Source organism: Saccharothrix texasensis (genome assembly GCF_003752005.1).
GTDB classification, from domain to species: Bacteria; Actinomycetota; Actinomycetes; order Mycobacteriales; family Pseudonocardiaceae; genus Actinosynnema; species Actinosynnema texasense.
The window spans coordinates 2783772-2796925 of record NZ_RJKM01000001.1; the positions used below are offsets into that span (position 1 = coordinate 2783772).

Genomic DNA, 13154 nt, shown 5'->3' on the forward strand with positions numbered 1-13154 from the left:
CGCACCGAACTGTCCGACATGCGGACGACTGGGGTGTGCGGGCAGTATGTGCGCGTGCGCGCCAAGGACCTCATCGCCGCCCATGGACACGGCCACGGGCACGGCCCCGTCGAGCCGGCTTCCCGACCCGTGCGCAAGCTGCTGCTGGTCCTGCTGCTGCCGCTCGTGCTCGCGACCGTGGTCGGCGCGCTGCTGCTGTACCCGTTCGGGCACGAGCAGCGCACGGGCGCGGAGGCGGGGCTCGCGCAGGTGCCCGTGCGCGGCGACGTGACGGCCGTGGCGAAGGGCGGGTGCGGCCCGGACGCGGGCGAGGTCGGCGGCACCGGGTGCGTGCTGGTGACCGTGAAGATGAGCGACGGCGTGGCGGCGGGCCGGGAGGTCCGGGTCCCGGTGCCGGACCAGCCGGGCACGCCGACGTTCACCGTCGGCGACGCCGTGGTGCTCTCCTTCGGCGGGGGCGACCCGAACGACAGCACGTCCTACCAGCTGGCCGACTTCCAGCGCGGAGCGCCGTTGCTGCTGCTGGGCGTGCTGTTCGCGGCGGCTGTGCTGCTGCTGGGCCGCTGGCAGGGCCTGGCGGCGCTGGGCGCGCTGGCGTTGAGCTTCGTGGTGCTGGTGCTGTTCGTGCTGCCCGCCATCCTGGCCGGGGAGAGCCCGCTCGCCGTGGCCGTGGTCGGCGCGGGGCTGATCATGTTCGTGGTGCTGTACCTGACGCACGGGCTGTCCGCGCGGACGTCCACGGCGGTGCTGGGCACGTTGGTCAGCCTCGCGTTGATCGGCGTGCTGGGCGCCCTGTTCTCGGCCTTCGCCAAGCTGACCGGGCTGGACCAGGAGACGGCGAACCTGGTGTCGCTGCTCGGCCACGGCATCGACACGCGCGGGCTGCTGCTGGCGGGCACGATCATCGGCGCGCTCGGCGTGCTGGACGACGTGACCGTGACGCAGACCAGCTCGGTGTGGGAGCTGCGGCGGGCCAACCCGGCGCTGGGGTTCCGGGAGCTGTACGCGGCGGGGTCGCGGATCGGCCGCGACCACCTGTCGTCCGTGGTGAACACGCTGGTCATGGCCTACGCGGGCGCGGCGCTGCCGTTGCTGCTGGCGTTCATGCTGTCGGGGCGGGCCCTGGGCGAGATCCTGACCGCGCAGGAGGTGGCGCAGGAGGTCGTGCGGACCCTGGTGGGCAGCATCGGGCTCGTGGCGGCGGTGCCGATCACGACCGCGTTGGCGGCGTGGGTGGCCGGTCGTGAACCGGTGGGTGAGCCCGGGTCGGGCGGGTCGGGCGGGTCGGAGGACTTGGTTGAGCCGGTGCGCGAGCGGGCTGTCGCTGATCCGCTGTGGCGCAAGCACGTGCGAGGCGACCTGCGCACCGGCTACGACCCGGCGAAGGGACCGTGGCGTCGCCCGGCTACCTCGCCAGCAGGACCAGCAACAACGCGATCGCGGCGGGCACGGACTGCACGAGGAGGATCCGACGGCTGACCGTCGCCGCCCCGTACAGGCCCGCGATGATCACGCAGATCAGGAAGAACACCGCGAACGCGAACCCGGTCGTGCCGCGCGCGATCAGCGCGAAGATCAGCCCGGCCGCCAGGAAGCCGTTGTACAGGCCCTGGTTGGCGGCCAGCACCTTCGACTCGGCGGCGAACTCGGGCGTGGTGCCGAACGCGGCACGGCCGCGCGGGGTGTTCCAGAGGAACATCTCCAGCACGACGATGTAGAGGTGGATGGCCGCGACGAGCGCGGTGAGTACGTCTGCGGCGAGCTGCACGGATGGGTACCGTACCGCCCTGCCGCGAACCGTGCTGGAGGACCGGGAGCGGCGCACGCGGTCGTCACCGGGATAATCACCGGGTGGGACGGATCCGGAAAGCCGACGAGACCATCAGCCGGGAGGTCGACTCGGGCATCGCGGAACTGATCCCGGACCCCGACGTGCCGAGGGCGTGGATGCTCCGCCTCAACGGCACGCCCCAGTCCCACGTCGACCTGGACGACCCGGGACACCTGGAGTTCGAGTACCTGCGCCGGCTGGGTCACGTGGCCGATCTCGTCGCGCCGGGCAGCGAGCCGATCCGGGCGTTGCACCTGGGCGGCGGCGCGCTCACCTTGCCCCGGTACATCGCGGTGACCCGACCGCGGTCCAGCCAGCAGGTGGTGGAGATCGACGCGGCGCTGGTCGACCTGGTGCGCGGTGTGCTGCCGCTGGACCGGAACTGGCGGCTGCGGATCCGCAACGGCGACGCGCGGGCGGTGCTGGAGAAGGCGCCCGAGGCGGCGTTCGACCTGGTGGTGACGGACGTGTTCGCCGGGTCGCGGACACCGGCGCACCTGACGTCGGTGGAGTTCGTGGCGTTGGCGTCGCGGGCGCTGCGGGGCGGGGGTGTCTACGCGGCCAACATCGGTGACGGCGGGAAGCTGGCGTTCGCCAGGGCCCAGGCCGCGACGGTCCGGGCGGTGTTCCCGCACGTGTGCGTGCTGGCCGAACCGGCCGTGTTCAAGGGGCGGCGGTTCGGCAACTTCGTGCTGGTCGGGTCGCACGTCGAACTGCCGGTGGCGGCGCTGACCCGGCTGACGGCCGGCGACCCGTTCCCCGGGCGGGTGGAGCACGACGATTCGCTGATCCGGTTCATCGGCGGCGCGCCGGCCACCACGGACGCGACGGCGACCCAGTCCCCCGCCCCGCCGAAGGGCACGTGGGGTCTGCCGGACGATTGAGCCGGACGTCAGGACCGAAACGTCAAGGGCCGCCCAGGTCGTCGATCGGCGCGGAGAACAACTCGCCCAGTTCGGCCGGCGGTTCGACGGCGGTCAGGACCTCGGTTCGGATTCCGGGGTACTCGATGGTGGTCATGGTGACTCCGGGGTGGAGGAAAGATCGGAAGAGTCCTCGCCGGACGGGCAGATCAGCAGGATGACCGGGTTCGTGGTGATGCGCCGGGTCCGTTGTGGGTCGGGGTTCGTGTCATCCCACCGACCTCCCTACGGGCTACCACACGTATCAAGGGGGCGGCATCGGTGAATGCCGTGGGCAGAGGTGAACCGGCCCCCTTGACACGCGCGGTAGGGCGGAGCCAGGTCGGCCGGATGACACGAAGCCCTTCCTTTGGGGAAGAGCGGGCCAGTGGGTGATCGGCGGGGTGGTGGCGTCAGCGATACGTAAGAGGCTGGTGGGATCATCCGGGATGTCGGCCTGCGCGGTTCTCGTCCGGGCCGACGGGGAAGACGCAGGGGCCCGCTACTCCTCTCCCGAGTAGCGGGCCCCTGCGTGTTCGTGCGGGTGGGTCAGGCGACCGCGACCGACTCGAACTTGACTTCCTTGTTCGGCTTGCCGCCGCCCGGGCTCGGGTCGAACGAGCCGTCGTGGCCCGCGCGGGCCACGTCGTCGATCAGCTTCAGACCCGCCTCGTCGATGCTGCCGAAGACGGTGTAGTCGGGCGACAGCTGGGCATCGCCGTAGACGATGAAGAACTGGCTGCCGTTCGTGCCCTTCTGCGTCGCCTGGTCGAGACCGGCGTTCGCCATGGCCAGGTAGCCGCGGCCGTAGGTCAGTTCCGGCCAGGTCTCGTTGTCGAACGTGTAGCCGGGGCCGCCGGTGCCGGTGCCCGTCGGGTCACCGCACTGCAGCATCTGGAGGCCTTCGGTGCCGATGCGGTGGCACGTGCTGCCGTCGTAGTAGCCCTGCTTGACCAGGCTGACGAAGCTGTTGACGGCGCACGGCGCGAGGGCGCGGTCCAGGGTCAGCTTCAGCTCGCCGATGTTGGCCTTGATGGTGGCGGTGGCGGTGCCGGTCGCGGAGGCACTCGCCTCGGGGGCCTTGGTGCCCTCCTTGGAGGCGGGCTCCGTCGACGCGCGGTACTCGCACGTGGCCGGGTCCGCGATGGGCGTCGGGCGCGTCGGGAGCGCCTTCACCTCGGTCGGGATCTCGATCGGTGCCGGGGTGGTCGAGCCGGCGGCGGCATCGTCGCCGGTGCTGCTGAAGTCGGTCGTGGCGAGGAAGTAAACACCGCCCGCGATCACGACGACGATGACCGCCGTCGCGACGACTGCGATCACCCGGCGCCGCTTCGCGCGCTCCGCCCTGCGGACGAGCTGGCGTTCCAGCTTCCGCTTGGCCTGCTCGCGGCGCTGCACGTTGGTCGGCACCTGCAACCTCCCTGATCTCTGCGTCGACGGCGACGATCGGTCAGCAGTCTAGGGGGCACGTATGTGACTGGTGTATGCCGGATAGGCTGCTTGACGTGGTCCACAGCGATCCGTTGTCGATCCGTTGCCGTCGAGAGGTGATCCCGTGCTGGTGATCGGGTTCCCGACCGGTGCTCTCCAGGCCAACTGCTTCGTGCTGGCCACGGGCGCGGGCGGGCCGTGCGTGGTGGTCGACCCCGGCCAGGACGCGGTCGAGCCGGTCACCGAGGCGTTGCGCGAGCACCGGCTCTCGCCGGTCGCGGTGCTGCTGACGCACGGGCACTTCGACCACACGTTCTCCGTCGCGCCCGTCTGCGACGGCAACGACGTCCCGGCGTGGATCCACCCCGACGACCGCGAGATGCTGTCCGACCCGCTCAAGGGCATGAGCGCGCAGTCACGGGCGGCCTTCTTCGGCGGCAAGCTGGAGATGCGGGAGCCGCGCGAGGTGCGCGAGCTGGCCGACGGGGCCGAGCTGGACCTGGCCGGTCTCCGGCTGACCGTCGACCACACACCCGGCCATACCGGCGGGTCGGTGATGTTCCGCGCCGGCACCGAAGAGGGCGGACGGCTCGTGCTGTCCGGCGACACCCTCTTCGCCGGCTCCATCGGACGCACCGACCTGCCGGGCGGCGACCACCGCGAGATGCTGACGTCACTGCGCACGAAGGTGCTGACGTTGGCCGACGACACGGTGGTGCTGCCCGGCCACGGACCGACGACGACCATCGGTCGCGAGCGCGTGAGCAACCCGTTCCTGCTGGAGCTGGGCTCACCGGGCGCGCCGGACGCACCGCACCGAGGACTGTAGAGAACAGTGACGACCCCCTTCGCCGCCCCCAAGGGCGTTCCCGACTACTTCCCGCCCACCTCGGCGTCGTTCCTGGCGGTGCGCGACACGCTGGTGGAGTCGGCCCGCCGCGCCGGCTACGGCTACATCGAGCTGCCCGTCTTCGAGGACACCGCGTTGTTCGCGCGGGGCGTCGGCGAGTCGACCGACGTGGTCAGCAAGGAGATGTACACGTTCACCGACCGGGGCGGGCGGTCCATCACGCTGCGGCCCGAAGGCACCGCGGGCGTCATGCGGGCCGTCATCGAACACGGCCTGGACCGCGGCCAACTGCCCGTGAAGCTCGCGTACGCGGGGCAGTTCTTCCGCGCCGAGCAGCCCCAGGCGGGCCGCTACCGGCAGTTCCACCAGGTCGGCATCGAAGCCGTGGGCGTCGACGACCCGGCCTTGGACGCCGAGGTCATCGCCGTGGCCGACGCCGGGTTCCGGGCGCTCGGGTTGACCGGTTTCCGGTTGGAGCTGACGTCGCTGGGCGACTCGACGTGCCGCCCGCAGTACCGGGAGAAGCTCCAGGAGTTCCTGGCGAAGCTGCCCCTGGACGAGGAGACGCGCCGGCGTGCCGAGCTGAACCCGCTGCGCGTGCTGGACGACAAGCGGCCGGAGGTGCGCGCGCTCGTCGCCGACGCGCCCCTGATGGTGGACAACCTGTCCGCCGAGTCGCTGGCCCACTACGAGCTGGTCAAGGGCTACCTGAACGACCTGGGCGTGAAGTTCGTGGAGAACCCGCGGATGGTGCGCGGGCTGGACTACTACACGAAGACGACGTTCGAGTTCGTGCACGACGGGCTGGGCGCGCAGTCCGGCATCGGCGGCGGCGGGCGTTACGACGGCCTGATGGAGCAGCTCGGCGGGCAGCCGCTGTCCGGCGTCGGTTTCGGCCTCGGCGTGGACCGGGCGCTGCTCGCGTGCCAGGCCGAGGGCGTCTCCCCGGGTGACGTGACCCGCTGCGACGTCTACGGCGTGCCGTTGGGCGAGGCGGCGAAGTCGCGGCTGGTCGCGTTGTCCGCGCCGCTGCGCGCCGCCGGCGTCCGGTTCGACCTGGCTTACGGTGGCAAGGGCCTCAAGGGCGCGATGAAGGGCGCCGACCGCTCCGGTGCGCGCTTCGCGCTGGTGCTGGGCGAACGCGACATCGAGGCCGGCGTCGTGCAGGTGAAGGAGCTGTCGTCGGGCGACCAGCGCGAGGTGCCGCTGGCGGACGTGGTGACCTCGGTACTGGAGGCGTTGGGCCGGTGAGCGAGCGGATTGCCCTTGACCTGCTCGACCCCAAAGCGGTGCGCAAGCGCGCACGCACGGTGGCCATCGGCGCGCTGATCGTCGCCGCCGCGTTCGGCGGGTTGCTGGGGCTGCTCGCGGGCCGGACGGCCGGCCTGGTCACGGCGGCGGTCTTCGCCGTCCCCCTCCTGCTACTGGCCTGGTCGGAGGCCCGCCGCAGGGTGTGGCTGGAAGGCCACGTCCTCTCCGTCCGGGCCTTCGGCACCCGTTCGGTGGACCTGCACACCGCCGACCAGCTGGACCTGCTGGTGACCGACGTCCGGGGCGCCCGCACCGTGGGCCTCTTCGTCCGCGGCGGCGGCAAGGCGATCAACCTCGCCCTGGCCATCTACGCCGGCACCGGCGGCCGTGAGCAGGGCATCCTCCCGCTGCGCAACCTGGCCGACGTCCTGGCCGGCCGGGGCGACGCCCCGGGCCTCGTCTTCTCCGAACTGCTGGTCGCCCAGCTCCGCGCCGAAGCCCGAGGCCTCGCCGCCGCCGACCGCCCCCTCTACCGACTGGGCTCCATGGCCCCGACCGGCCGCCTGGCGCAGAAGCTGAACCCGGACGCCATCTCCCGCTTCGTCTCCACCCTCGACCAGCCCTGACCCTCACATCCCCATCCCGATCCCGCCCATGTTGTCCGGCTCACCCCTGGGTGGCCTCGTCGGGGTGGGCGACGGCCGGAACAACCCGGCCACCTGGCGGTCCGGATAACCGGCGAACAAGTCGTGCAACGCGACCGCCGCACCCGCACCACCGCCCTCGGCGAGGGCACGTGCACGCTCCCGGCCGAGAGCAGTGGTCTCGTAGCGATCCGACCGGTGCCGCCTCCGGACCAGGTCCTTGAGGCCGTAGGGCCGCCCGGCCGTGAAGATCACCGGGAACAACGCCCCGAAGGCAGTGGCCAGGAAGGGTGTGAAGGCGATGAGCACGGCGGCCGAGCCCACCGTGACGGCGATGGCAGCCACCATCGCCCGCGGAGCCCACCGGAACCCCGTGTAGAGATCGCGACGGCGGAGCAGATCCGAGTCCACCAGCGCCCGCACCAGCCGGTCCAGGTCACCGGTGTCCCGAGGCCTCCCGATGACCCGGGACTCGAAGTCGTCCCGCGCCTGCGCTCCCGGCACCGGCGTGATCTCGACGGAGCCCTCGCCCTCGGCCAAGGTGATCGCCCCACGCGCGTGCAGCCTGGCCACGGCCACGGCCCACGTCCGCTGAACCCCGGCCGCCATCACCGCGACGGCGTAGTCGACCGGCAACCCGTCCGGCAGCACGAGCGGCCGCCGCCGCGCCCGCACCCGCCGCCACCGCTCCCGGCACCACACCCACAGCAACGGCCCCAACGCGACCGCCACGACCAAGCCGTACCCGAGCACGCCCAAGACCAGCCCGAAGAGCCCCACAGCGCCATCGTCGTGACCACTCGGCCCGCCGTCAGCAACCGAACGGGTCACACCCGACAAACCCCGCCGACCCCATCTCCTTTCCCCAAAGGAAGGGCTTCGTGTCATCCCGCCGACCTGGCTCCGCCCTACCGCGCGTGTCAAGGGGGCTTGTCCAGCACTACCCGCGGCATTGACCGATGCCGCCCCCTTGATACGTGTGGTAGCCCGTAGGGAGGTCGGTGGGATGACACGAACCCCGACCCACGACGGACCCGGCGCATCACCACGAACCCGGTCATCCTGCTGATCTGCCCGTCCGGCGAGGACTCTTCCGATCTTTTCTTCGAAACCCCGGTCAGGACTTCCCGACCTTCATCTTCAAACCCCGGCTAGGACTTCCCGACCTTCATCTTCAAACCCCGGCTAGGACTTCCCGACCTTCATCTTCAAACCCCCGCTAGGACTTTCCGACCTTCAACCCCGAGCCTTCCGGAAGCCGACGCCCCAGCTCAAGTAAGCGGCGTGCGCCCCGAACAGCACTACCCAGAGCCCGGTGAGCAGTCCCGGCACGTGCGACTCGTCGCGGGCCACGAACTCCTGCACCGGCCAGGCCAGGGCGAGGCACCACAGGAGCGCCAAGACGCCCGACACGGCCGCCCTCGCACGCCGGTTCCGCCGGGCGACGGTGAAGTCGTGGAAGGCGAAGACGATCAACAGCAGGACGCCGCCGACGACGCACTCGAAGGGCTCCCACGCGCCTTCGGCGGACGAGGTGCTCAGCACGGCGGCGAGCGCGGCGGCCAGCAGCGCCACCTGGTCGACCTTCATCGACGCCCCGGCCTTGGCCCCAGCCTCAGACTCGGCCCTCGACCCTGCCCCGGACTTGGCTCCCATCGACCCCCAGTCCCCCCAGTCCCCCAGTCCGAGCAGCACGGCAGCAGCGCGCTGTCGACACCGACGTCGACAGCGGCCCTGGAGCCGGCGCTGTCAGCCGATCACGACGCCGACGTCACCCGGTACACGTCGTACACGCCCTCCACGCTCCGCACGGCCTTCAGCACGTGGCCGAGGTGCTTCGGGTCGCCCATCTCGAACGAGAACCGCGACACCGCGACCCGGTCCCGCGACGTCGTCACCGAAGCCGACAGGATGTTCACCTTCTCGTCGGCCAGCACCTTCGTCACGTCCGACAGCAGCCGGTGCCGGTCCAGGGCCTCCACCTGGATCGCCACCAGGAACACCGAGGACGACGACGGCGCCCACTCGACGTCCAGCAGCCGTTCGGGGGTCCTCAGCAGCTCGTCCGCGTTGGTGCAGTCGGTCCGGTGCACCGACACCCCGCCACCGCGGGTCACGAAGCCGAGGATGTCGTCACCGGGCACGGGCGTGCAGCAGCGCGCCAGCTTGACCCACACGTCGGCCGCGTCCTTGACGATGACACCCGCGTCGCCGGTGACCCGGCGCCGCGCCACGGTGGACGGCGTGGACCGCTCCGCCAGCTCGTCCTCGGCGTGCTCGACGCCGCCGAGCTGCGCGACCAGCCGCTGCACGACGTGCCGCGCGGAGGTGTGCCCCTCCCCCACGGCCGCGTACAGCGCCGACACGTCGGGGTAGTGCAGTTCTTTCGACAGCGCGCCCATCGAATCGGCCGAGACGAGCCTCTGCAACGGCAGCCCGACGCGTCGGACCTCCTTCGCGATGGCGTCCTTGCCGACCTCGATGGCCTCTTCCTTGCGCTCCTTCGCGAACCACTGCTTGATCTTGGCCTTGGCCCTGGGCGAGGCCGCGAACGACAGCCAGTCGCGCGACGGGCCCGCGCCCTCCGCCTTCGAGGTGAAGATCTCGATGACCTCGCCGTTCTCGAGCTTGCGCTCGAGCGCGACGAGCCGACCGTTGACCCTGGCGCCGATGCACCGGTGCCCCACCTCGGTGTGCACGGCGTACGCGAAGTCGACCGGCGTGGACCCGGTCGGCAACGTCACCACGTCGCCCTTCGGCGTGAAGACGAAGATCTCCCGGGCGGCCAGGTCGAACCGCAGCGACTCCAGGAACTCGCCCGGGTCGGCGGCCTCGCGCTGCCAGTCGAGCAGCTGGCGCATCCACGCCATCTCGTCGACCTCGACGCCCTTGCCGGTGTGCGTGCCCCGGGTCTCCTTGTACCGCCAGTGCGCCGCGATGCCGTACTCGGCGGTCCGGTGCATGTCGTAGGTCCGGATCTGCACTTCCAGCGGCTTGCCGTCCGGTCCGATGACCGTCGTGTGCAACGACTGGTAGACCCCGAAGCGGGGCTGCGCGATGTAGTCCTTGAACCGGCCCGGCATCGGCTGCCACAGCGCGTGCACGACGCCCATCGCCGCGTAGCAGTCGCGGACCTCGTCCACCTGGATGCGCACGCCCACCAGGTCGTGGATGTCGTCGAAGTCCCGACCGCGCACGATCATCTTCTGGTGGATCGAGTAGTAGTGCTTGGGCCTGCCCTCGACCTTGGCGGTGATCCGGGCGCCCTCCAGCTGCTGGGACAGCTCCGTGATGACACCGCCCAGGTACGTGTCCCGGGACGGCGCGCGGTTGGCCACCAGGCGCACGATCTCGTCGTACTTCTTGGGCTGGAGGATCGCGAACGCCAGGTCCTCGAGCTCCCACTTGACCGTGGCCATGCCGAGGCGGTGCGCCAGCGGGGCCAGCACCTCCAGCGTCTCGCGCGCCTTGCGGGCCTGCTTCTCCGGCGGGAGGAACCGCATGGTGCGCATGTTGTGCAGCCGGTCGGCGAGCTTGATGACCAGCACTCGCGGGTCCTTGGCCATGGCGATGACCATCTTGCGGATGGTCTCCGCCTCGGCCGCCGCGCCGAGCTTGACCTTGTCGAGCTTGGTGACGCCGTCCACGAGCAGCGAGACCTCGGTGCCGAAGTCGACCCGCAGCTGGTCGAGCGAGTAGTCGGTGTCCTCCACCGTGTCGTGCAGGAGGGCGGCGACCAGGGTGGTCGTGTCCATGCCCAGCTCGGCCAGGATCGTCGCCACGGCGAGCGGGTGCGTGATGTAGGGGTCGCCGGACTTGCGCCGCTGGGGGCGGTGCTTCTCCTCCGCCACGTCGTAGGCGTGCTGGAGCAGCGCCAAGTCGGCCTTGGGGTGCAGGTCGCGGTGGACGGCCGCCAGCGGTTCGAGGACCTGTTTGACCGGCGCGGCGCGCTGGGCGGTGATCCGACGTGCCAGCCGCGCGCGCACGCGCCTCGTCGCCGACGGCGGCCGTGCGGGCACGGGCTGCGACGTCTGGGCGGGTTCGGTGTCCTGGCTCAACCACGCTCCTCGGGTCTAGGAACCGAGGATAACTCCGTTGGCGGCCTCACTCCGGCGGCGAGCCGATGAGCGGTGCAGTTCACACGGTGAGCAGCACCTGTGATTCACCTGGACCAATCGGTTCCACCAGGCTCAACCCGACGGCTGGTCGTTCACAAGGGCCGTCAAGAACGCCGCGAACCTCTCCTGGGGAAACCGAGCTGCCCGGCTTCCTCCGGGTAACGCGGCAGGTGGTCGCCGGACAGCGGTTGACCGTGTCCTTCGACGCCCCGACCAGGTCCGCGGACGTCCGCCAGCGTGAGGCCGGCCCATTCCGCGACGGGTTTGACGTGTCGGCCGAACCTGCGCCGGCACGTGTAGTTGCTGCCGCCACGGCGGTCACTCGACCACTGTGCGTAGTCGCCGTGCACACAGAGTTCACCCTGCTGCTTGCCGCAGGCTTTGCTCTGCCTCCACTGCCCGGTAGGACCGGCGATCACACCGTCAGCAGGGCGTTGACCTCGTGACCGACCAGCCGCTCACGGCCGCCCAGGCCCGGGATCTCCAGCACCACCGACACGCCCGTCACGACACCGCCGGCCCGTTCGACCAGCTCGCACGCCGCGGCGGCCGTGCCGCCGGTCGCCAGCACGTCGTCCACCACGACCACGTGCTGACCGGGCACGACGGCCTCCGCCGGCAGTTCCAGCGTGGCCGTGCCGTACTCCAGGTCGTAGGTCACCCGGTGGGCCACCGCGGGCAGCTTGCCCGGCTTCCGCAACGGCACGACGCCGTAGTGCCAGCCGTACCCCAGAGCGGCGCCCAGCAGGAATCCCCGCGACTCGATCGCGGCCACTACCTGGGTGTCGGGGTGGATCTTGTCCTGCAGGGCGTCGACCACGGCGCGCAGCGCGTCCGGGTCGGCGAGGACCGGCGTGAGGTCCCGGAAGACGACCCCCGGCAGGGGGAAGTCCGGGACCTCACGCAGCAGCCCTAGGGCGCGGTCGAGCTTCAACGGTGCTTCTTGCCCGTCGGGCGGCGACGCGTGTCGGTCGACTTGCCGGTGCGCGCGGGCACGCCCGCCGCGGCCGCCATGGCCTTCTCCTTGCGCAGCTCGGCCTGCAACGACTCGTCGTCGGTCGACTCGACGATGTCGCCACCGCTGAGCACCTCGGCGGTCGCCTCGCCGGTGGCGGCCTTGCGGGCCAGGTTGTCCCGACGCGCCTGCACCCGGGCGGCCTGCGCCTTGTACCGGGCATCGCGCATCTTCAGGTCCACCGCGACCGGGGTCGCGATGTAGATGGACGACAGCGCGCCGATGATGATGCCGGTGAGCTGCACCAGCGCCAGGTCCTTCAGGGTGCCGACGCCAAGTAGGCCGACGCCGATCGCCAGCAGGCCCAGCACCGGCAGCACCGCGATCAACGACGTGTTGATCGAGCGCATCAGGGTCTGGTTGACCGCCAGGTTCGCGGCCTCGCCGTAGGTGCGGCGGGTGAGGCCGAGCAGGCCGCGGGTGTTCTCCCGGACCTTGTCGAACACCACCACCGTGTCGTACAGCGAGAAACCGAGGATGGTGAGCAGGCCGATCACCGTCGCCGGCGAGACCTCGAAGCCGACGATGGAGTACACCCCGGCCGTGATCAGCACGTCGTGCAGCACCGCGACGAGCGCGGCGATCGCCATCGACAGCTCGAAGTACAGCGCCAGGAAGATCATCACCGCGATGAAGAACACGATGAGCGCGATCAGCGCCTGGCTGGTGATCTCACCGCCCCACGAGGCGGACACGGCGCTGTCGCTGATGGCGTCGACGCCGCCGTTGGGCTGGAGGTCGTCGTTCAGCGTGGTCTTGAGCTTCAGGACCTCGTCGGCGTTCAGCGTCTCCGACCGGATCTGGATGGTCGCCGCGTCACCGGTGCCGACGGTCTGCGTGGCGGCCGGCTCCTTGCCGATGGCCTTCTCGAACGACTCCTTGGCCTCTTCGACGCCGATCGTCCCGGAGGAGCTGATCGCGGGCATCTGGATGCGCGTGCCGCCGGTGAAGTCGATGCCCAGGTTGAAGCCCCGGAACACGATCGACCCGATGCAGATCAGCAGGATCAGGCCGAACACCAGGTACCAGCGCTTGCGCTTGCCGACGATGTCGAACGCGCCGTTGCCGACGTAGAGCCGCTGGAAAACGTTGCGCTTCTTCGTCTCGGCCAC

12 protein-coding genes are annotated in these 13154 nt (G+C 70.8%); 5 read left to right on the forward strand and 7 right to left on the reverse strand.

Features of this window, described 5'->3' with window-relative positions:
* Nucleotides 1–18: 18 nt before the first annotated feature.
* Nucleotides 19–1479: a YibE/F family protein gene (locus EDD40_RS10860; RefSeq protein WP_123742793.1), complete on the forward strand. Its 1461-nt coding sequence runs from the start codon at nt 19–21 to the stop codon at nt 1477–1479.
* Here EDD40_RS10860 and EDD40_RS10865 read toward each other — a convergent pair.
* On the reverse strand, nt 1406–1768 hold the full coding sequence (locus EDD40_RS10865; protein WP_123742794.1) for a DUF1304 domain-containing protein: 363 nt from the start codon (nt 1766–1768) through the stop codon (nt 1406–1408). The two genes, EDD40_RS10860 and EDD40_RS10865, sit on opposite strands and share 74 nt — an antisense overlap.
* A gap of 83 nt (nt 1769–1851) precedes the next feature.
* Here EDD40_RS10865 and EDD40_RS10870 point away from each other — a divergent pair, with 83 nt between their 5' ends.
* On the forward strand, nt 1852–2715 hold the full coding sequence (locus EDD40_RS10870; RefSeq protein ID WP_211348141.1) for a spermidine synthase: 864 nt from the start codon (nt 1852–1854) through the stop codon (nt 2713–2715).
* A gap of 567 nt (nt 2716–3282) precedes the next feature.
* On the opposite strand, the gene EDD40_RS10875 is transcribed toward EDD40_RS10870, so the two are convergent.
* The gene (locus tag EDD40_RS10875) at nt 3283–4143 is read right to left on the reverse strand and encodes a peptidylprolyl isomerase (RefSeq protein ID WP_123747937.1); all 861 of its coding nucleotides are present in this window, start codon (nt 4141–4143) and stop codon (nt 3283–3285) included.
* A 145-nt stretch (nt 4144–4288) separates the two neighbouring features.
* On the opposite strand from EDD40_RS10875, the gene EDD40_RS10880 reads away from it, so the two are divergent.
* The 3 genes from EDD40_RS10880 to EDD40_RS10890 are packed head-to-tail and all read left to right on the forward strand — an operon-like array spanning nt 4289 to nt 6891.
* On the forward strand, nt 4289–4993 hold the full coding sequence (locus EDD40_RS10880) for an MBL fold metallo-hydrolase (protein ID WP_123742796.1): 705 nt from the start codon (nt 4289–4291) through the stop codon (nt 4991–4993).
* A gap of 6 nt (nt 4994–4999) precedes the next feature.
* The gene (gene hisS, locus EDD40_RS10885) at nt 5000–6265 is read left to right on the forward strand and encodes a histidine--tRNA ligase (protein WP_123742797.1); all 1266 of its coding nucleotides are present in this window, start codon (nt 5000–5002) and stop codon (nt 6263–6265) included.
* Nucleotides 6262–6891, forward strand: coding sequence for a hypothetical protein (locus EDD40_RS10890; protein ID WP_123742798.1), 630 nt, complete (start codon nt 6262–6264; stop codon nt 6889–6891). Before hisS ends, EDD40_RS10890 begins: the two co-directional genes overlap by 4 nt.
* A 3-nt stretch (nt 6892–6894) precedes the next feature.
* On the opposite strand, the gene EDD40_RS10895 is transcribed toward EDD40_RS10890, so the two are convergent.
* From EDD40_RS10895 to secF, 5 genes are all read right to left on the reverse strand, one after another.
* Nucleotides 6895–7689, reverse strand: a complete 795-nt coding sequence (locus EDD40_RS10895; protein WP_123742799.1) for a hypothetical protein — start codon at nt 7687–7689, stop codon at nt 6895–6897.
* Nucleotides 7690–8145: 456 nt separating this feature from the next.
* Entirely contained in the window at nt 8146–8499 is a 354-nt protein-coding gene (locus EDD40_RS10900) for a hypothetical protein (RefSeq protein ID WP_123742800.1), read from the reverse strand.
* Nucleotides 8500–8666: 167 nt separating this feature from the next.
* The gene (locus EDD40_RS10905; RefSeq protein ID WP_123742801.1) at nt 8667–10967 is read right to left on the reverse strand and encodes a RelA/SpoT family protein; all 2301 of its coding nucleotides are present in this window, start codon (nt 10965–10967) and stop codon (nt 8667–8669) included.
* Nucleotides 10968–11442: 475 nt separating this feature from the next.
* Entirely contained in the window at nt 11443–11961 is a 519-nt protein-coding gene (locus EDD40_RS10910) for an adenine phosphoribosyltransferase (RefSeq protein WP_170185025.1), read from the reverse strand.
* Nucleotides 11958–13154, reverse strand: coding sequence for a protein translocase subunit SecF (gene secF / locus EDD40_RS10915; protein ID WP_123742802.1), 1197 nt, complete (start codon nt 13152–13154; stop codon nt 11958–11960). The genes EDD40_RS10910 and secF overlap by 4 nt, the downstream gene beginning before the upstream one ends.

Bases quoted from the DNA above. Each gene is read 5' to 3' on its own strand.
- EDD40_RS10860 (WP_123742793.1), top strand. From the start codon at position 19: ATGCGGACGACTGGGGTGTGCGGGCAGTATGTGCGCGTGCGCGCCAAG.
- EDD40_RS10900 (WP_123742800.1), bottom strand. From the start codon at position 8,499: ATGAAGGTCGACCAGGTGGCGCTGCTGGCCGCCGCGCTCGCCGCCGTG.